The sequence below is a fragment of the Brachyspira sp. genome, from assembly GCF_029258575.1.
Classification (GTDB): domain Bacteria; phylum Spirochaetota; class Brachyspiria; order Brachyspirales; family Brachyspiraceae; genus Brachyspira.
In genome coordinates this window covers 18,899-38,016 of sequence record NZ_JARHYI010000069.1, presented here as the reverse complement: position 1 = coordinate 38,016, position 19,118 = coordinate 18,899, and the positions used below count along the sequence as shown (strand labels likewise).

Sequence of the window (19,118 nt, the reverse complement as noted above, 5' to 3'; positions counted from 1 at the left end):
TTTTCATTTATTTATTAAAGAATGTCAATTTCGCTTTAATACTCCAAAAGTTGAAAAACAATTAGAAATAGTATATAATTTAGCAAAGAAGGAGCTTTTTTAGTTATCTAGGACAGCCCCATTTTTTTTCTTTTTATTAACTTTATTACAATTATCTGATTTTTCTTTATTCACTATTTTTAATTTTTTCTTTATTTTATTTGAAGGAATAGAATTTCTTTTTTCTGATATAAATATATAGTAACCATTCTTTTCTTTTACTTTTACACCTCCGAAAACGGATGTGAGTTTATTTTTATACCAATCAAGTCTTTTAGTTACCATAATAAATTTCCCATTTAATATAAGTCTATAAAATCCTTTCTCTATAAAATGTTTTGCTGTGGAAAAATCTGTATGATACGGAGGATTAGAAAGTATCAAAGAAAAATCATTATCCGTAATATTGTTTAAACCATCACTTTGAATAATATTAATATTAGGAACATTATTTAATATAGCATTATTTTTTGATATATTAACCGCTTCAATATCTATATCACACATTACAACATTATTTTCCCCTATTATTTTTGCAGCTAATATACCGACAACCCCATAACCGCATCCCAAATCTAAAACCTTATTTTCATTTTCAAAATTTATTTCATCAAGCATTGATAATGTAGCTGTATCTAAATTCCTAGGAGAAAATAAATTATTATCTGTTACAAATTGTAAATTAATATTTTTTATGGTAGTTTCTATATTAGGCATATTTCACATATCGATATTTTTTTATATTTTATAATCCTTTATATAAATTGTCAATTTTTTAATCTTAATATAAATTCAATAAAATGTATTTCCGATAATTTATCTATGTTTAAAGTAGATATCACATTAAAAGGAAGAGTTCAAGGCGTAGGATTTAGATACTATGCAAAACAAATAGCTGATGAAATGAAAATCGGCGGAAAGGTGTGGAATAATTATGATGGCTCTGTTGAAGTGATTGGATATTTAGAAACAAAAGCCCAAATAGATGAATTTGTAGACAAAATAAAAATAGGGCCTCAAATGTCCAGTGTAAAAGAAGTTAATGTTGTAATTACTCCTACAGATCCGCTTATAGATGAAATTTTTGAAATAGCAAATTGAAGCTTTTATTGAACTTGAAAATAATAATTATGAAAAATATTTTTAAATATGCTTCCATTATAGGATGCACTTTTGCCTCTATAAATTTTGCAGCAAATTATGTGGATTATAAAGTAAAAAACGGAGATACTTTATATGGTATAGCCTTTTCACATAATATGACTGCCAATGAATTTTTAAAAGTAAATAATATAGACGATCCTGATAAATACAGACTTAAAATAGGCGAAACTTTAAAAGTAAAAGAAGCAGGATATAATTTAGTATACGATTCTCAAAATAATGTTTATAGTTTAAAACAGGAAAAAAAGTCTTATAAAGATTATAAAGTAAAAAATGGAGATACTTTATATGGTATAGCTTTCGCTCATGGTATGACTGCCAATGAATTTCTAGCTGTAAATAATATAAAAGATGCTGGAAAATATAATCTAAAAATAGGCGATACTCTTAAAGTAGCAGATAATGATTCTACAAAAACTGATAATATATCAAATAATAATTCAGATAACTATGATACTTATAGAGTGCAAAGCGGAGATACTCTATATGGAATAGCTTTTGCTCATAGTATGACTGCTAACGAATTTTTAAAAATTAATAATATAGATGATCCTGATAAATACAAATTATATGTTGGAAAAATGATGTATGTAAAGTCATCTAATAATAATAATAATAATAATGAAAAAGAAACCTCAAAAGAAACAGAATACTACACAGTAAAAAGCGGAGATACTCTATACGGAATAGCTTTTCAAAATGATATAAGTGTAAATGATTTTCTGAAAATTAATAATATAGATGATCCTCTAAAATATAAATTGAGAACTGGCGAAAAATTAAAAATATATGCAAGAAAAAGTACTTCTAATACTCAAAGTAAAACTATAAAAACATATAAAGTGAGAAACGGAGATACACTTGGAGAAATAGCATTAAAAAATTCTATGTCTTTGAAGGATTTGCTTGAATTAAATAATTTAAAAAATAATTATGTATTAAAAATAGGCGATACTCTTAAAGTTTATGATAATGTTAATATAAACACTTCATCAAATCCTACATCATACAGAACTTTAGAAAATTATAAAGTGAAAAACGGAGATACATTGAGTGAAATAGCATTCTCAAGAGGAATGGATTTGGTAGAGTTATATTCTATAAATAATATTAATGATAAATATGTTTTGAAAATAGGCGACACTCTTAAAGTATATGCAAATCCTCAAAAAACAGCCGCATCAGTTATATCAAATTATAAAGTACAAAATGGGGATACTTTATATTCAATAGCAAGAAAACATAAAATGGATTTGAGAGATTTAATACAGTTAAACAATATAAAAAATGTTAATGAATATAAATTATATATAGGGGCAAATATAAAGGTAAAAACCAAAAAAATGCTTGCATATAATTTTAATGATAACTCAATACTTCCTGAAAGTTCTTTTATATGGCCTTATAGAGGTATAATAGTTTCTGGATATGGTGTAACTTCTGATAAACTATCAAATAGAGGAGTTAATATATTAGGAGATGTTGGTGATAAAGTAGCAGCTTCAGATGACGGAATAGTAGAATATGTTGATAATATTAGAGGTTTCGGCACCGTTATAATACTTAAACATAAAAATGGATACAATACTTCATATGCACATCTATCAAAAGTTAATGTTAAACTTGGCGATATTGTACAAAAAGGGGAATATATAGGAGATATAGGAAATACAGGAATGATAGACAGAAGTGAATTATACTTCAAAATTTCTTATCAGGGAAGATCTATAGATCCTATAAAACTTCTTCCTAAATCATAAAACGAATTATTATTTACCGCCAAATTTAAAGAATGATAATTCTTTTACTATATCATCAGACATTTTTGAAGTTTTAGTACTAGCCTCAGATGCCTCTTTTGAAAGTTCCTCATTCTTTATCATTATATCATTAATAACACCAATATCATTATTAATATTATTTATACGATCTATCTCTTCATTTGAAGAAGAGGATATATCCAAAAGTACAGATGAAGTTTCTACAGATGTTTTGGCTATAGAATCCAATGTTTTTGAAGTTCTAGAAACAGAAATACTTCCATTATTTATTTTAGTTACAGCATCTTCAACTATCACAGTAATATCTTTAGTTGCCTGAGAAACTGTAGTAGCTAATTTTCTTATTTCGCTTGCTACAACTGCAAATCCCCTGCCCTGCTCTCCTGCTCTTGCTGCCTCTACTGCTGCATTAAGTGCCAATATATTAGTTTGCAATGCAATAGATTCTATAGATTTAGTTATTTCAAATATTTTTTTACTTGAAGACTGTATTTCATTCATATTACTTTCTATTTCATTAATAGTATGAACTCCTGTTTTGGTAGTATTCTCCATTTTTTCCATAGAATCTTTAGAACTAGCAATACTGATTGATGATAAATTGATTGCAGTAGATATATCCTTTAAAGCCTCATCTAGTTTCTCAAGATTTACAGCCTGTACATAAGCTCTTTCCAAAAGTTTTTCACTAGATTTAGAAATTTCCAAACCCACTATATTAATATCTTCTATAGCTCTTTTTATTTTGAAAATAAGTTTTCCAATATTTGCTTCCATCTTATCTATAGCACGAGCTAAATCTCCAGCCCTATTAGTTTTAGATAATATAGATTTATCTATTCTATAAGCAAAATTACCTTCTGCCATATTATCAATAGCTGTAATAGCCATATCCAAATATCTTAAAAGAGGAAAAAGAACCATAGAAGTAAGTACAAATCCCATCACCAATAAAAATATAATTGACAATACAACAATTATAATAATCTTTTTTAAAAAAGCTTCATAAGTATCCAAATTACCTTTAACAGCCAAAGCCCAATTAGTGCCGTCTATTTTTCGTACACAATACCAAGAATCATTTTTTACTATTACAGGAGTATCGCTATTATGAACATACTGCTCTGTGCCCTCAAAAACTTTATCGCTATTAAATATAGTAACACCCTGCTTTAGAATATAATCCTTATTATTATGCATCATATAAAGCCCGTCGGTTGTAATCAAAAATACATTATTTTTATCTATATCTCCTATTGTTTCAACACTATCTATACTAGAGAAATCTATTCCTACTACTCCCTTTAATTTACCATTGGTATAAACTGCTTTTGAAAAAGTTACAAGAAGCCGTTTAGTATTGAAATCTATATAAGGCTCTGATATATAAATGCCATTAGTATTCACAGCCCCCCTATACCATACCCTTGAAGTTTGATCATAATCAGAAGGATATTGATGAGTTATACTTAAAAATACTCCACCTTCATATAAAGGAATTGTATTTCCGTAAAGTATGTCAAAAAATGAATGTCTTTCATTATAAACATTCGTCATAGATAAACCAATCTCATATGGTGTTAAATCTGCTGATACATAAGAATCTAATATATTTAATACTAAATGAATATTATTTATGTCTTTTTCTATAGAAGATGATATTTTATTTATATCTGTAGAAATTTGTCTTAAGTAATTATTTCTGTATTTTGCTGTACATAATAATAAAACAATAACTGATGATATTATAATAAATAAGGAGTATGGAATAATCAATTTTAAAAGAAGTTTAATATTATTTTTCATTTATTCTACTCCCTATTATTAGAACTTTTAAAACTAAAAAATGATAATTCTTCTACGATTTCATTAACTATTTTTGAAGCTTTTACACTGGAATTTGCACTTTCATTTGCAAATTTAGCATTACTTGAAGTGATATCATTAATTTTTTCAACTATATTATTTATATTATCAATGCCAGACTTTTTATCATTAGACATTCTAAATATCTCTGATAAAGAATTTGAAGATTCCAAAGAAGAAGATTCTATACTTGTAAGCACCTCAGATGATTTACTTACAAATTCACTTCCATGCTCTATTTTAGAAACGGCACCTTCAACTATCTCTGTAATATTATCAGCCGAATCTGTAACCGTTTGTGCCAAAGAACGAACTTCGCTTGCCACAACAGCAAATCCCCTACCCTGATCTCCTGCTCTTGCCGCTTCTACTGCTGCATTAAGAGCAAGTATATTAGTTTGTGAAGCTATAGATTGTATAGTACCTATAATATTGGCTATTTTATTACTAGAATCATTTATTTCATTCATATTATTCTTTATTTCACCTATCATAGCTACGCCTATTTTAGTGTTTTCAAAAGATTTATCACTCATTATTTTAGCATAATCTGTTTTTTTGGATGCATAATCTATAGAAGTTGATATAGCATTTATGGCTCCTATTAAACTATTTAAAGCTGCAGATTGTTCATTCGCCTTATTAGATAATTCAATACTAACATTTGCTATAGATGCACCATTTTTATTAACCTCTTCTACTCCTGTTTTTATCTTATACATAGTCTTACCAATATTTTTTTGCATCTTCTCTATAACATTTGCAAGCCTCTTTGTAGAACTATTTCCCATAAATTTATCTTCTTTGATTCTTGAAGAAAAATCTCCATTTGACATATCCTCTAAAACTATTATAACATCATCCAATCTGTCAGAAAGCGGTATTATAGATACAGAAACTATTATTAATTCGCCAATCACAAATAGAATCATAAATCCTATTAAAAATAATATTAAATATTTTATATTATTATAATAATCCGATGCATCTACTTTTACAGCTAAATACCAAGGAGCATTAGTAACTTTTTTTATAGAATACCAATAATTATTCTTCAAATAAATTCCATCATTGTTTATATTGTTTTTATAAGAGGCAAATAAATCATCACCAAAAATAAGAAAATTTGAATTTAAAATATAATTTGTATCCTTATGAGTAATATATAAACCATCTTCTGTAACTATATTTATAGATTCGGCGAAATCATCAACACCTTCTAAAACAGTATTCATATTATCAAAATCTATTCCAAAATATCCAGCCAATCGATTATTCATCATAATTTTATTAATGAATGTTATTATAAGCTTTCCAGAATTAAAATCAATATAAGGACTTGTTATATATAAATTCCTAGAATCATTTGAAGCATTTATATACCATTCTCTCGAAGTTTGATCATAATTAGCATGATATTGTATTCTCGAACTTATAAATATTCCACCTCTATTATAAGGTACTGTATTGCAGTAAAAAACATCAAAATAGCTACCGAACTTTTTCACATTTGTAATAGTTTGTGCTATATTTTGTGTATTAATTCCTATCTCTGCATATGAGCTTAAAAAACTAAGAGAATTTACAATATCATCTACTTTACTTTCTATATGATTTTCTGCTAATTCTATATCTACAGAAACCTTATTAAAATAAAAATCTCTGTTTATTGGTATAAATATTGATATTAAGATTATTACTATTATAGATATAAATATTAGATAAGGTATTGTGAAACTTAATATAAGTCTGATTCTATTTTTCATGAATTATTCCATTTATGTTATATTAAAGTATCATATAAAAATTATAGAAAAATTCAAGTTCTTATATGTAAAAAATCAAATTATTAATAATAATTTGAAATGTATTTCTAATATAATATCACTTTTTATGTTGACAAATTCTTATTAATGAATTAATATATACATGTATCGTTCTTTGAAAGGGGATGCTCCGGCTTCGACTGCGATGGTTGGAACGTATTTTGCATAGTCGTGCTAGGTGTATGCACGTTAATATCATACCGAAGAATAAGTGCAGATGAATATGCACTCGCAGCTTGATTGAAGTTGCCGCTGATTAAGTGATTTGTCTATGGGTTACTTTTTCGGTGCCAAAACACATAGAACTTGTATTAGGTGCCGTATGAGCCTAATATTACGTACACTCATGCTAGTCTTATAGTTTTTCTGCTTGTCTTCTACCTATAAGGCGAAACTTTTAAAGATAAGATATGCTATGTAGACGAATATGGTACGCTTCGTAGGACGCGGGTTCGAGTCCCGCCATCTCCAAAATCTATTTTATCTATAAAAATAGATTTTAATTTAATTAGAGATATTCTAAACTTTAGAAGAAATAATAAAAAATATTCCAATATCAATAATTATAAAAAAATATGTTAATGAATCATTAGAAAAATAGTGTTATATTTCTATAATATTGATTATATTTAAATATATTTTCTAATATAGGGGTTTTAAATAATGAAAAAAGTTTTTAAAATTACATTAATAATATTCTTTATTTTATGCTCAAATCTTTTAGCACAATGGGAAGTAAATATAGATTCTGATATCATATATTTTATGAATATAGACAAATACAATGAATCAACATTTGCTGTGGCTGTATATACAGCTATTGCTGATGACTTCTCATCAGTTTATGATAATGATTCAATTGCTACAGTTTTAGTGTTCAGTACTCAAATAAAAAAAAATACAAATCTTTATTTCCGTATAAAAAGAAAATCAGGCAATTATATAAATTATTCAATCAACAATGATGAAGACATAATAGAAGATGATGAAGATAATATATATATCTTAATAGGAGCAGAATCAGACAGTGGTATAAGGGGAGATAATTTAATAAAAATATTATTAGATTCTGTAAATATAGAATTATACAATAAAAATACTGATGAACTTCTAGGCTCTCATAATCTTAAAGGACTTGAAGAAATATTAAAAGAAAATCTAGGAGATACAGAGTGGTATGTAAAAAATATCAAAAATCAATAAATATAAAAAAGAGTATGCATATAAAAATACATACTCTTTATTTTTATTTAGCTTATTTAATTATATATTCTAAAATCCATTTCTGGGAAAATATCATCACGCCATTCTAATTTACTTAGCCATTCTTCGTTTAAATCTCTGTTTTTAATAGCATAATAAAGATCTGTAAACCTCTTTATATATATTTTAGTAGTATTAACAGCATATTCAACCATAGTACCCGTATGCATAATGAAAGCCCAATCGCTACTTTGAGCAAGAAGAAGTTCTCTAGCAGCCTGATTTAATGCTCTTTCATAAAGCCCTGTTTCATTATAATAGTCATGTGCTAATTCTATCATTCTTTCAGCAGCCTTATGTAAATGTCTGTATATCCATCCATTAGTACCATTAAGCCAAACTTCTCCGTAACCATTAGCACCCCAGCTTGACATAGAAGGCATTGATATTTGATTTATAGGATGCCTTTCCAAATACTCTCTAGGTGTTATAGTTTCTATCGTATTTTGATCATGATGAATCTTTCTCATTAAAAATTCTATGAACATAGGTCCTTCATACCACCAATGCCCAAAAAGTTCAGCATCATAAGGTGATACAACTATAGGCGGTTTATCCATAACAGAGGATAAATATTCTATCTGATTCTCTCTATTAAACATAAAGTTACCCGCATGATCTCCAGCAGCCTCCATAGCCCACTCTGGATTATAAGGCTCTTTAGCACAGTCTTTACCTGTAATTCTATAGTATTTAATTCCTGTATTTTTTCTAAGTCCGTTACTTTGTATGAAGTCTTTTATATACTCAAATGGTAAATCATAACCGATATCTCTGTAGAACTCTCTATATCTGAAATCACCCGGATAGCCTACTTCAGCACTCCATACGCTTCTTGAACTTTCTATATCTCTTCCAAATGCCGCCACTTTACTTTCTCTTGAACAGTATAAAGGAGCATAAACTCCATATTTTGGAACTTTATCAGCATACATTATTCCATGAGTATCTACAAAGAAATATTTTATTCCATTATTAGCAAGATGTTTTTCAAGTCCAGGGAAAAATCCACATTCTCCAAGCCATATTCCTGTAGGCTTTCTTCCTAAATGTTTTTCATGCGTTTTTACAGCCATTCTCAATTGTGCTTCTATAGCATTAGGATATTCCTGCATAAATGGAAAAAATCCATGTGTTGCTCCGCATGTAATGATTTCTAAATTTCCTCTGTCTAAAAAATACCTAAAACCATTCAATATGTTTTTATTATATTTATAAACAAAAATATCTCTTATCTTCTTAAATTTATCTCTATAAAACTCAGCAGTATGATGAAAATTAGGCTCCAATGAAGTTCTCTCGCATTCCATCTCTGCAAGTTTAATCAATTTTTCTATATAATTAACATATCTATTTTGGAGCAACTCATTAGCAAGCATGTTCATAAGAGGTGGAGTAACACTCATAGTTATTTTGAAGTTTATGCCGTCATTAACCATACGATCATAAGCGTCTAGTAGAGGTATATAAGTTTCTGTTATGGCTTCATATAACCACTCTTCTTCCAAAAAATTTTCATGTTCAGGGTGTCTCACATAAGGTAAGTGAGCATGCAGCACTAAAGCTAAATAGCCTTTTGACATAATTATTCCTTAATTTAAAATGTTATTATAATAAATAGTATATAAAATATAAATATTAAAATCAAGACTTTCAATATAGTTATTACTAAAAAATAGAAGTCGCAATTTCATTAATGATAGTATAATATAATCAAGAGTTTCTGCATTTTTTACAGATACCAGAAAATACTATATCATGTTTAAATACTTCTACTTCATATTCACTTGAAACTAATTCATCTAGTTTTTTCTGATATTCCATAGGTATATCTAATAATTTTTTGCATTTGCTGCATTGAAAATGATAATGATCATTTGTTATATGATCAAAGCGAACAGCATCATCTATTATAGACAATTTCTGTATCTCTTTTGTTTCTGATAACAAATTTAAATTTCTATATACTGTTCCCAAACTTATAGAAGGGAAATTTGGTTTTATATAGTTATATACTTCTTCTGAAGTTGGGTGATTTTGTAATTCTCTCACCGCATTTAAAATAACTTGTTTTTGTATTGTATTTCTTGTATTATTCATAACTTAATTTCCTTGCAAAATAATTAATAATTAATCTTATTTAGTAATATTACTATATATCAAGTAAATTATTTGTCAAGAAAAAAAATTTGTTTTATACAAATAATACAAAAAATATATTATTATATTTATAATTTAATATAGTCTATAGATAAATTAGTATTATTTGACATATATGTTTTTGTTACTATTATTTTATAGCTATCCGTTTTATGAGAATATATTTCTGCTAAAATATTACCCTCTTCATCATCTAAAACCTGATTTTCTAATTGTATGTTATTAGAAGATAAACTATTCAAAATATTTTCTAAAAATGGGGCTACATTATTTGAGCAGCTAATTGTTATTTGCGATATAGAATCATTATCAGTAAATACAATCAATTCAGCATCATCTTCTCTTATCTTAATATTTTTTCTTAAAATATTATTTGCAATAAATGCTCTATCAATATCAAACATTTCTGATAAACTTTCAAAAGATGCCTTAAAAGAAAGCGAAGCCAAAGATTTTACATCATTATTACTGTAGGATATCAAATTATAATATGTAAAAGGACTTGTTATGCTTACAACCTCATAGGAACTCATATTTTTATGAATTATATTCGCTATAACTATAAAAATAACTAAAAAACAAGCGAATACTATGAAACGAATTACTCTCATTAATTTCTCTTAAACAGTAATAAGCTATATTATAATTAACTAGGTATATTATTGTTTTCTATAAGAAGTATATCATTAACTTCCTCTATAGAAAATAAAGGCATATCTCCAGCATTATAATATGAAGGTCTTAATTTATACGATAGTACATTTTCATATTGCATGTATTTTTCAGATTCTATAATTATATCCAATTTTACTTCTATATCTTGATTTGAATTTACTTTTCTAGGCATAAAGCAAAACATGAATTTTCCAGGAACATTACTTGATACTATAGCAGGATTAGGGAAATTAACTCCATATCCATGAAGTATATTTCCTTCAGAAAATATATAAACTAAAGCATTATCAATCTTCTCAAAATTATTGGAAGATGTAATATTACCCATTATACTTGGATAAGTTAAATAATATCCACTTTCATAAATAGATGGAACTGATTCTAACAATGTATTTTCTTTTCTTCTAGTTACTATTTCACATGCATCTGCTATAATGCTTAATACTTCTGTATTGCTTTGTATAGGATCTTTGTTATAACTATGAAGAACACCTCTAGCACTTGTAACATATTGAGACTGAACTCTATTTAATGTGTATGCTATTATATCCATACGCATATTAGTGTTAACAGGAATATTTTTCTCTTTCAAATATGAATCTGCTAGTTTTGAAACTTTTTGTTCCATAAGGTTTACTAAATACATAAGCATTCTCCTACAAATAATAATCTATTATACAAAATAAACCATTATTTGTCAAAGATAATTTTTTATTAATAACAAATAAATTTTAATAACGAATACATTAAAATAATTTCAATCATTTAATAACCTTATAATTACATACTATATAATTATAATTTTGTAATTGTAAATAAAAATAATTCAAAATGTGCTTTAAAAATATTATTTGGAGTTGTTACACTTAATGTATTTAAATATGATATTTTCGACATTATGTTAACTATTTCTTCTATACTAAATAGTTTCAATGAAGATTTTTTCTTCTTTAATATGAATTCTGGTATTTTTGTTATTTTGCTTATTTCATTTAAAGTAGTTTGAGGAGTAAATATTTTCATATAGTATATGGCTAGAAAATTATTCATCATTAATGCCAAAGATGAAGATGCATCCTGATCTAATCTATTCATTATAATAAAACATTTTTTTCTATCCCTTTCAAAAACAGCATCTAAAAAATCAAAAATATTCCTGTTTTTAGATACATATGTAAAATCAACTATATCTTCAACATTTAAATATTCTTTATCATTATAACTGCATATTTTAGAAAGTTCCGAATAAAGAGAATCATAATCTAAATTTATATTATTAATTAAATATTCTATAGCATCAGTAGATATTTTTTTTCCCTGTTTAATAATATAAGCATTAATCAATCCCCTGAAATCTTTCTCATCTGGTAAAGGAAAATCTATAAAATATAAATTATTACTGCTTTGCTTCTTTGAAAAATATTTATATATGGGATCATCTTCCAAAGTATTTTCAGTTTCAAGTATAACTACAGCAGTTTTTGATGGATTTAAGCAGTACTCTAAAAAATCTTCCTGAAAATTATTATATTTATAAATTACAATTAATCTCAATTTGGAGCCAAAAGGAGGAGTATCTGCCACCTCTAAAGGTGCAAATCCTACAGCATCATTTTTATCATAAAAAACACTGTAATTCATCTCACTATCGCCTTCATCTGGAAACATATATGAATGCATAGCCGCTACAAATGCCTTCTTAAAAAGTCTTTCCTTTCCTGTTAATATATAAATACAGTATTTGAAAGGCTCTTTTATGTAATTGTCTTTTATTTTTTGAAATTCAATCTCTGTTTTTACGGAAACTTTATTTATCATAAGTATATAATATCATATATCAATTTATATGCAATCATTATAAATTATATCTTTTTTTCTTTTTTTGGCTATATCTATAAATACTCTAATCTCTATCTTACATTCATCTGATTCATCTAATTTTAGCTTTTTTATTCTAGCATATACCTTATTTCTTTTATCTTCTAATTTATACGATATCAAAGGGGAAATGATGCTTGGAACATATCCTAATCTAAAATCATAACTTCTATCATAAATGGCTATAGCAAATCTATCATAAGGATTTGTTATATCACGAAGTAAATTTACAGGCTCATTATCTAATAGAAAATCTATTACATCTTTCCCATTATTATATTTATATCCTGCTACAAAAAAATCTATATAATATCTTTTTGTCTTATAGTTTCTATTTATAATAATTCTTTTAAAACTTTCTTCATGATTAATTAGACAAGTAATATGTTCTGTATTTTTATTCATAAAATAAAAGATTTACCTTAATTTCTTAAATGCATATTTTGGAATTTTACTTCAATTCAAATTTTCTGTCAAGACATTATCTAATACAATTACCAAAATATTTATAATACATATTATTCATAATTAATTATTTTACAAATATTATTTATACTAACCATATAAACACTATTCCTATATACCAATATTAAATTTTAATATAAAAATATCCGAGTTTATATAATGCTATTTTTATTTTAGTTGTTTTTATTTATAAAAATTATATAATTAAATTATAATTTTCTTTTAGGAGATCATAATGAAGTTAAAAAGATATTGCATAATACTCTTTGTTTTTTTATTTGCATTTTCATGTAAAAAAACAAATTTAACTATAACAGAACCCGGACCTGATTTCTTTTTAGGCAAAATGAAAAATGACACTTGGCAAGGTGTATCTGTAAATGGAGATAAATTAAATATTGCTGGAACAGATTATACATTTCAAGATACTATATTAGGAATCGGAGGAATTTATACTGGAGGAAACAAAGGCAATATAGTAGTAGTTCCTGGCGGAGATAATTTATATACAGTAGAAATGGATGATAAAGCAAAAGAGAGTATTGATGAAGTTATGAATATAGTAGGCGAAGAAAATATGACTGGAGTTATGGGCGAAATAGTAAACAGTGGAGGAGATCCAAGTAAAATAGATGTTGATAAAATAGCTCAGAATTCAGGTGCCACAGAAGAAGAAAAAAAGAGATTAGAAGAATTATTTGGAGGGTTAAACAGCAATAATTTTGGAAACCCTAATACAATAGGTCCAAAAAAATAATTTTTTAAGGTCATATTTTATGAAAAAATTCCTTATAGCTATTATAGTATTTAATATATCTTTTATTAATTTATATGCTAAAGGGATAGCATTATCAACACAATCTGATACAAATACTTATAGCTGGATTAAAGGAAGACAGATTATAAGCTTTAATCTAAGCCCAGGATATGCAGGTTTGTTTCCTCCTATGGTTAATACAATATTTGATAACTATGAGACATTTACAGGTTTAGCAAATATTAATTTAGGAGAAATAGATAAATATTTAACTGCTTTAGATGCTAAAGGGAGTTTTTGGTATGTACCTACTATATCATATACATTATTGCTTCATCCGCGTATAGGAGTAGAAATAGGATTTGGTGTTCAATCTATGACATTCCAACTTAGTATACCTAGGGACAAAGTAGGAGATATTGTTCCTATTGGTACAGGAGGACTGCCAGGAGGTATAAAAGATAATATTGACACTCTAGTAGGTTCTGATACTTATCTTAAGACTTCTCTATACTATTTTCCTGCTACAATAGGATTAAAATTTTACGGTGGAAAAAAGAAACAGGTTGTAAATACTTTCAGATTTGGAGTTGAAGTATTAATGTATGATATTGAAACTCAAAACGGTGTTTCAGGACTTCATACAAAAAGACATACAGTTGATACTACAATGTATCTTTCTTATGAACTTGGTTGGACTATAGAATTATTCCCAGATAAAGAATGGCCTGTTAAGCCTTATATAGATATATCATTATTTGAAATAGGATATTATGTACGTTCTGGAATTCCAGGTCTTTATGCGGATATAAGAGAGGGAATAGGATTTTTTGGAAGCGGCTTAATTGATATTAACACTATAATACCAAGTTGGGATTCTTTTCCTACATGGGCTAATTATGTTTCAGCAATAAGATTTGCTATATTCCCAAGAATAGGTTTCAGTTTGAGATTTTAGTGAGGTATGAATATGAGAAAGAATATATTAATAGCTTTATTTTTATTTATACTTACTAACGGCATTTTTGCAGCTGAAACTAATACAATTTCAACAAATAATGAAAATGGTATCAATTCACATAGACATTCAATAGGCATGAATTTCGGACCTACTATATTTTATATGCTTATAGCTCCATCAGTTGTGAATCTTGTATTACCAAGCAATGATCCCAATAATCTAAAACTTCAAGGTAATTTTGGATTGGATATCACTTATACATACAGACTTACAGAAAAAATGGAAATTAATGCTGATGCTGGATTTTATACTATGAAAACTTATTATGATAATGCCAAAGCTAAATATAATGGAAATGTATATGGTATTGGTTTTTCTGCAGGAATGAGATTCTATTTTAATAATAAAAACAGAGCTTCAGGATTTTTCTTAATGCCTAAAATAGGTACAACATTATTTATAACTCATGGAAAAGAGTATCAAAAAGCAGAATCATCATACACTAATAGAAATACAAATATATGGGATTTTTATGTATCAGGAGAGATGGGATTTAGAATAGATATATCAAGAGGTTTAAGTATAAATAGCGGTATTCGTCCTTTTTTAGATGTATCAATATTAGAGATAGGTATGTCATATAAAAGTATATTAAGATTTGTACCGCTTCCAAGATTGGCTATTGGAATACTATTTTGATATTTATGAAATAATTTTATGGTGTTTATAATATGATAAAAAAAATTGTTATTAACTGCTTAATTATTGTATCTTTCAGCAATATACTTATGGCTATGGATATAGGAGCATATTTAGCACCTAAATTTTTATTTGAAATAGAAGATTCTGGAATAAAAAAACCTAAAGATAAAAAAAATATTCAAAACCTATATGTAGGAGGAGGTATTGCTTTAGGTTATAATTTTGATATATTTCATAAATACTCTACTGTAAGACTTGAATTTGAATATCTTTATAGAAATCCTGTTCCTGGAAATGCTTACATATCAACAATACAAACTATGCAGTCGCATACATTTTTATTTGCTGCCTATTATGATTATAATTTTTGGTATATAAATTATAATAATCCAGACTCAGCTAGAAACAAAATAAACGGCGGTAAAAGACCTGTTATGTCAGTTTACGGCGGTTTTTTAATGGGGGCTGCATTAAATACATATATAACAAAAACGAGTTTTGAGTATAACGGAATTTTTCAAAATAATTACTACTATAACAAAGTACAATTTCTTTACGGTTTAGGTGTAGGGGTAGCATTTCATATAACATCTTTAATTAGTTTGGATTTAAGTTATAGGCTAACTTTCACTACAGAACTTCAATCTAATCATGATATTATAGCATCTTTAAGGTTGAATTTTTAGGAGCGGATTAGATGAAAAAATATTGTTTAATGGTATTTATGTTTTTATTAATATTAGGAAATACTCAAAAATTATTTTCATTTATTCCTGAAGGATTATACATCACTCCTAAATTTATATTTTCACATGACGGAAATCATACCTATATCAAAGATGACGGCAATAGAGGATATTTTAATTATTTGGGAGGCGGTTTCTCTTTAGGATACAGTATACCTACTATAAATAAATCATCTCCTGTAAGATTTGAATTCGAATATATGGGAAGAAATGTAATAGGAATGACAAATGATATTGCAATGCATACCTTATTAGGTTCTGTATATTTTGATATTAACTTTTTCCTTATTAAAGAAGAATTAACAGATGAAAGTTATAGACAAACACTTTTAAATAAATACCCACCTTTTACTATATATTTAGGACTTTCGGTAGGAACTAGAATAAATGATTATCTTATAAATAAAGAAAATAAAATAGAAAATAGATTTTCAAAAAGCACAATAGTTTTCGGATTTAGTGGAGGAATGGCATTTAATGTGTTGCCTTATATGTCTATTGATTTGGGATACAGATATTTATTAGATACCAAAATAGATGGATATCATGAGGTTTTACTTGGAATAAGATTCAAAGTACCTAAATTATAGTAACAAAAAATACTATAATAATTCTATATATTAATTTTCCATCAACTTTACAAACTATAGTAGTATCTACATTTCATATTTGATGTAAAATCGTTAAAAACTATAAAATTAAATGACAAATTAACTACAACAGATAATAATGCATTTAATCTTTGCTCATCATTAACAACTATAAGTTCGCCTGATAGTATAACAAAATGAGGAAGTACTGAAGGCAAAGTTTTTTCTTAAAGATACTAATGATAAAAGATGGTATAATTTTTTAGGAGTTACTTGGGCTAATATACATTACGGTAAATCTATGCCTAAATAATTAACATATTTTCACTTGATTATATACTTTTTGTATACTATAATTTATATATAGAAATTATTAATTTTTTTGTTAAAATTTTTATATAATAAATAATAAATAGAGGTGAATATATGGAACAAGAAGTTAAAGCAAGAATTGATTCATGGCTTAATGGATCTTATGATGAAGAAACAAAAAAAGAGATTAAAGCATTATTAGATGCAGGAAATGAAAAAGAATTAATAGATGCATTTTACAGAGATTTAGAATTTGGTACAGGTGGACTTAGAGGAATAATGGGAGTAGGTACCAACAGAATGAATAAATATACTGTAGGTGTTGCTACTCAAGGTCTTGCAAATTATATATTAAAACAAGGTAAAAGTGATTATAAAGTTGCTATAGGATATGATTCTAGAAATAATTCTGATGTATTTTCTAAATCGGCTGCTGAGATACTTTCTTCAAATGGTATAAAAGTTTATTTATATGATGATATTCACCCTATTTCCCTACTTTCTTATGCTGTTAGAGATTTAGGCTGTATTGCTGGTATAGTTGTTACTGCAAGCCATAATCCTAAAGAATATAATGGATATAAAGTTTACTGGACTGACGGTGCTCAGGTTGTACCGCCTCATGATAAAAACATAATAGATGAAGTTTTAAAAGTTAAGCCCGAAGAAGTAAAAATGGGAGATTCCTCAAAAGTTACTATTATAGGAAAAGATATTGAAGATAAATACATGAATGATTTAATGTCTTATCTTGTTAATCCTGATATCATTAAAAAACATCATGATATAAAAATAGTTTATACTCCTATTCATGGTTCTGGATACAAAATGGTTCCTATGGCTTTAAAAAAGGCTGGATTTACTAATTTAACAACTTTAGAAGGTGCTCAACCACCTGATGGAAATTTCCCTACCGTTGACTCCCCTAACCCTGAAAATCCTGAAGCATTGCAAATAGCTGTTGATAAAGCTAAAGAAATCGGTGCTGAGCTTGTTATGGGTACTGATCCTGACTGTGATAGAATGGGATGTGCTTTGCTTACTAAAGACGGAAGCTATATGTATCTTACTGGTAATCAAATCGGATCTATAATATCATACTATCTAATTAATAATAAAAAAAATATACAAAATCCATTTATAGTAAAAACTATAGTAACTACGGAACTTGCAAGAGTTATTGCTAATTCTAATAATGTAAAAATTTATGATGTTCTTACTGGATTTAAATGGATTGCTGATGTTATAGAGAGAGAAAAGGACGGAACTTATTTATTTGGATTTGAAGAGAGTTTTGGATATTGTATAAACTCAAATGTAAGAGATAAAGATGGCGTTAGTTCATGTTTGATTCTAGCTGAAGTACTTGCTTATTGTAAAGATAATAATATAACATTGGCTGATTACTTAGAAAGCATTTATGAAAAATATGGTTATTTCTATGAAGAAACTGTATCAATAACCAAAAAAGGTGCTGACGGAGCCAAAGCTATAGCTGATTTGATGACTTATTATAGAAACAATTTACCTAAAGATATTTCTGGTGTTAAAGTAGAAACTATAAGTGATTATGAGAAAAAAGAAGTTTATGATAACAGCGGTAAAAAAATAAAAGATATTACTTTGCCTAAATCTAATGTACTTCAATATATATTAGAAGACAAGACAAAAATTACTATCAGACCTTCTGGTACTGAACCAAAAATCAAATTCTATTTTGAAGTTTGTGTAAAAGAAAGTAAAGATAAAAGACTTGCTGTTGCTAAAGAAAAAGTAGCTAATTTCAAAAAATTTATTAAAGAATAATTTCTTAATACTACTAGCGAGAAACTGATTAAATATAGATTACAACTAAAGTATTAGCTAATGATTTATTGCTTTAACAAATTAAAAACATAATTGATATATAATTAGTAATATTAACAATAATAAA

At 26.9% G+C, this 19,118-nt stretch carries 19 protein-coding genes and 1 other RNA gene; 10 read left to right on the top strand and 10 right to left on the bottom strand.

Annotation, left to right across the window (positions count from 1 at the left end; genetic code table 11):
• Positions 1-99: 99 nt before the first annotated feature.
• Positions 100-756, bottom strand: coding sequence for a class I SAM-dependent methyltransferase (locus tag Q1J76_RS05660; protein ID WP_300368068.1), 657 nt, complete (start codon positions 754-756; stop codon positions 100-102).
• Positions 757-861: 105 nt separating this feature from the next.
• Here Q1J76_RS05660 and Q1J76_RS05655 point away from each other — a divergent pair, with 105 nt between their 5' ends.
• Complete coding sequence (locus Q1J76_RS05655) at positions 862-1,140, top strand: acylphosphatase (protein WP_300368065.1); 279 nt, start codon at positions 862-864, stop codon at positions 1,138-1,140.
• Between the two features lie 29 nt (positions 1,141-1,169).
• Complete coding sequence (locus tag Q1J76_RS05650) at positions 1,170-2,963, top strand: LysM peptidoglycan-binding domain-containing protein (protein WP_300368062.1); 1,794 nt, start codon at positions 1,170-1,172, stop codon at positions 2,961-2,963.
• Between the two features lie 9 nt (positions 2,964-2,972).
• Here Q1J76_RS05650 and Q1J76_RS05645 read toward each other — a convergent pair whose 3' ends face one another.
• Together Q1J76_RS05645 and Q1J76_RS05640 are read right to left on the bottom strand one after the other, a co-directional pair.
• Positions 2,973-4,790, bottom strand: a complete 1,818-nt coding sequence (locus Q1J76_RS05645) for a methyl-accepting chemotaxis protein (protein WP_300368059.1) — start codon at positions 4,788-4,790, stop codon at positions 2,973-2,975.
• Positions 4,791-4,795: 5 nt separating this feature from the next.
• Entirely contained in the window at positions 4,796-6,616 is a 1,821-nt protein-coding gene (locus Q1J76_RS05640) for a methyl-accepting chemotaxis protein (RefSeq protein ID WP_300368056.1), read from the bottom strand.
• A gap of 181 nt (positions 6,617-6,797) precedes the next feature.
• On the opposite strand from Q1J76_RS05640, the gene ssrA reads away from it, so the two are divergent.
• Positions 6,798-7,150, top strand: a transfer-messenger RNA (tmRNA) gene (gene ssrA / locus Q1J76_RS05635).
• A 189-nt stretch (positions 7,151-7,339) separates the two neighbouring features.
• Positions 7,340-7,879: a hypothetical protein gene (locus Q1J76_RS05630; protein WP_300368053.1), complete on the top strand. Its 540-nt coding sequence runs from the start codon at positions 7,340-7,342 to the stop codon at positions 7,877-7,879.
• Between the two features lie 56 nt (positions 7,880-7,935).
• Here the strand turns inward: Q1J76_RS05630 and Q1J76_RS05625 are convergent, their stop codons facing one another.
• The 6 genes from Q1J76_RS05625 to Q1J76_RS05600 all read right to left on the bottom strand — a co-directional run bounded on the left by Q1J76_RS05625 (position 7,936) and on the right by Q1J76_RS05600 (position 13,057).
• The gene (locus Q1J76_RS05625; RefSeq protein ID WP_300368050.1) at positions 7,936-9,522 is read right to left on the bottom strand and encodes a glycoside hydrolase family 57 protein; all 1,587 of its coding nucleotides are present in this window, start codon (positions 9,520-9,522) and stop codon (positions 7,936-7,938) included.
• A gap of 130 nt (positions 9,523-9,652) precedes the next feature.
• Positions 9,653-10,039, bottom strand: coding sequence for a Fur family transcriptional regulator (locus tag Q1J76_RS05620; protein WP_300368047.1), 387 nt, complete (start codon positions 10,037-10,039; stop codon positions 9,653-9,655).
• A gap of 128 nt (positions 10,040-10,167) precedes the next feature.
• Positions 10,168-10,710, bottom strand: a complete 543-nt coding sequence (locus Q1J76_RS05615; RefSeq protein ID WP_300368044.1) for a hypothetical protein — start codon at positions 10,708-10,710, stop codon at positions 10,168-10,170.
• Between the two features lie 35 nt (positions 10,711-10,745).
• The gene (locus Q1J76_RS05610; RefSeq protein WP_300368041.1) at positions 10,746-11,420 is read right to left on the bottom strand and encodes a late competence development ComFB family protein; all 675 of its coding nucleotides are present in this window, start codon (positions 11,418-11,420) and stop codon (positions 10,746-10,748) included.
• Positions 11,421-11,569: 149 nt separating this feature from the next.
• Entirely contained in the window at positions 11,570-12,592 is a 1,023-nt protein-coding gene (holA, locus tag Q1J76_RS05605) for a DNA polymerase III subunit delta (RefSeq protein ID WP_300368038.1), read from the bottom strand.
• 24 nt (positions 12,593-12,616) lie between these two features.
• Entirely contained in the window at positions 12,617-13,057 is a 441-nt protein-coding gene (locus tag Q1J76_RS05600) for an HIRAN domain-containing protein (RefSeq protein ID WP_300368035.1), read from the bottom strand.
• A gap of 295 nt (positions 13,058-13,352) precedes the next feature.
• On the opposite strand from Q1J76_RS05600, the gene Q1J76_RS05595 reads away from it, so the two are divergent.
• Genes Q1J76_RS05595 through Q1J76_RS05575 form a run of 5 tightly spaced genes read left to right on the top strand, consistent with a single transcriptional unit; the run spans position 13,353 to position 16,873 of the window.
• The gene (locus Q1J76_RS05595) at positions 13,353-13,874 is read left to right on the top strand and encodes a hypothetical protein (RefSeq protein WP_300368032.1); all 522 of its coding nucleotides are present in this window, start codon (positions 13,353-13,355) and stop codon (positions 13,872-13,874) included.
• 19 nt (positions 13,875-13,893) lie between these two features.
• The gene (locus Q1J76_RS05590; RefSeq protein ID WP_300368029.1) at positions 13,894-14,832 is read left to right on the top strand and encodes a hypothetical protein; all 939 of its coding nucleotides are present in this window, start codon (positions 13,894-13,896) and stop codon (positions 14,830-14,832) included.
• A 12-nt stretch (positions 14,833-14,844) separates the two neighbouring features.
• A complete protein-coding gene (locus tag Q1J76_RS05585) occupies positions 14,845-15,534 on the top strand; it encodes an autotransporter outer membrane beta-barrel domain-containing protein (RefSeq protein ID WP_300368026.1) in 690 nt (229 codons plus the stop codon).
• A 32-nt stretch (positions 15,535-15,566) separates the two neighbouring features.
• A complete protein-coding gene (locus tag Q1J76_RS05580; RefSeq protein WP_300368023.1) occupies positions 15,567-16,223 on the top strand; it encodes a tia invasion determinant in 657 nt (218 codons plus the stop codon).
• Positions 16,224-16,234: 11 nt separating this feature from the next.
• Positions 16,235-16,873 carry an outer membrane protein gene (locus Q1J76_RS05575; protein WP_300368020.1) on the top strand — a complete coding sequence of 213 codons (639 nt, stop codon included), beginning with the start codon at positions 16,235-16,237 and terminating at the stop codon, positions 16,871-16,873.
• Between the two features lie 47 nt (positions 16,874-16,920).
• Here Q1J76_RS05575 and Q1J76_RS12605 read toward each other — a convergent pair whose 3' ends face one another.
• Entirely contained in the window at positions 16,921-17,091 is a 171-nt protein-coding gene (locus tag Q1J76_RS12605) for a hypothetical protein (protein WP_300368017.1), read from the bottom strand.
• Between the two features lie 208 nt (positions 17,092-17,299).
• On the opposite strand from Q1J76_RS12605, the gene Q1J76_RS05565 reads away from it, so the two are divergent.
• Positions 17,300-18,991: a phospho-sugar mutase gene (locus Q1J76_RS05565; RefSeq protein WP_300368014.1), complete on the top strand. Its 1,692-nt coding sequence runs from the start codon at positions 17,300-17,302 to the stop codon at positions 18,989-18,991.
• Positions 18,992-19,118: the final 127 nt, after the last annotated feature.

Bases quoted from the DNA above. Each gene is read 5' to 3' on its own strand.
- Q1J76_RS05600 (WP_300368035.1), bottom strand. From the start codon at position 13,057: ATGAATAAAAATACAGAACATATTACTTGTCTAATTAATCATGAAGAA.
- Q1J76_RS05655 (WP_300368065.1), top strand. From the start codon at position 862: ATGTTTAAAGTAGATATCACATTAAAAGGAAGAGTTCAAGGCGTAGGA.
- Q1J76_RS05595 (WP_300368032.1), top strand. From the start codon at position 13,353: ATGAAGTTAAAAAGATATTGCATAATACTCTTTGTTTTTTTATTTGCA.
- Q1J76_RS05650 (WP_300368062.1), top strand. From the start codon at position 1,170: ATGAAAAATATTTTTAAATATGCTTCCATTATAGGATGCACTTTTGCC.
- Q1J76_RS05615 (WP_300368044.1), bottom strand. From the start codon at position 10,710: ATGAGAGTAATTCGTTTCATAGTATTCGCTTGTTTTTTAGTTATTTTT.
- Q1J76_RS05610 (WP_300368041.1), bottom strand. From the start codon at position 11,420: ATGTATTTAGTAAACCTTATGGAACAAAAAGTTTCAAAACTAGCAGAT.
- Q1J76_RS05620 (WP_300368047.1), bottom strand. From the start codon at position 10,039: ATGAATAATACAAGAAATACAATACAAAAACAAGTTATTTTAAATGCG.
- Q1J76_RS05640 (WP_300368056.1), bottom strand. From the start codon at position 6,616: ATGAAAAATAGAATCAGACTTATATTAAGTTTCACAATACCTTATCTA.
- Q1J76_RS05625 (WP_300368050.1), bottom strand. From the start codon at position 9,522: ATGTCAAAAGGCTATTTAGCTTTAGTGCTGCATGCTCACTTACCTTAT.
- Q1J76_RS05660 (WP_300368068.1), bottom strand. From the start codon at position 756: ATGCCTAATATAGAAACTACCATAAAAAATATTAATTTACAATTTGTA.
- Q1J76_RS05590 (WP_300368029.1), top strand. From the start codon at position 13,894: ATGAAAAAATTCCTTATAGCTATTATAGTATTTAATATATCTTTTATT.
- Q1J76_RS05585 (WP_300368026.1), top strand. From the start codon at position 14,845: ATGAGAAAGAATATATTAATAGCTTTATTTTTATTTATACTTACTAAC.
- Q1J76_RS05630 (WP_300368053.1), top strand. From the start codon at position 7,340: ATGAAAAAAGTTTTTAAAATTACATTAATAATATTCTTTATTTTATGC.
- Q1J76_RS05565 (WP_300368014.1), top strand. From the start codon at position 17,300: ATGGAACAAGAAGTTAAAGCAAGAATTGATTCATGGCTTAATGGATCT.
- Q1J76_RS05645 (WP_300368059.1), bottom strand. From the start codon at position 4,790: ATGAAAAATAATATTAAACTTCTTTTAAAATTGATTATTCCATACTCC.
- Q1J76_RS05580 (WP_300368023.1), top strand. From the start codon at position 15,567: ATGATAAAAAAAATTGTTATTAACTGCTTAATTATTGTATCTTTCAGC.
- Q1J76_RS05575 (WP_300368020.1), top strand. From the start codon at position 16,235: ATGAAAAAATATTGTTTAATGGTATTTATGTTTTTATTAATATTAGGA.
- holA (WP_300368038.1), bottom strand. From the start codon at position 12,592: ATGATAAATAAAGTTTCCGTAAAAACAGAGATTGAATTTCAAAAAATA.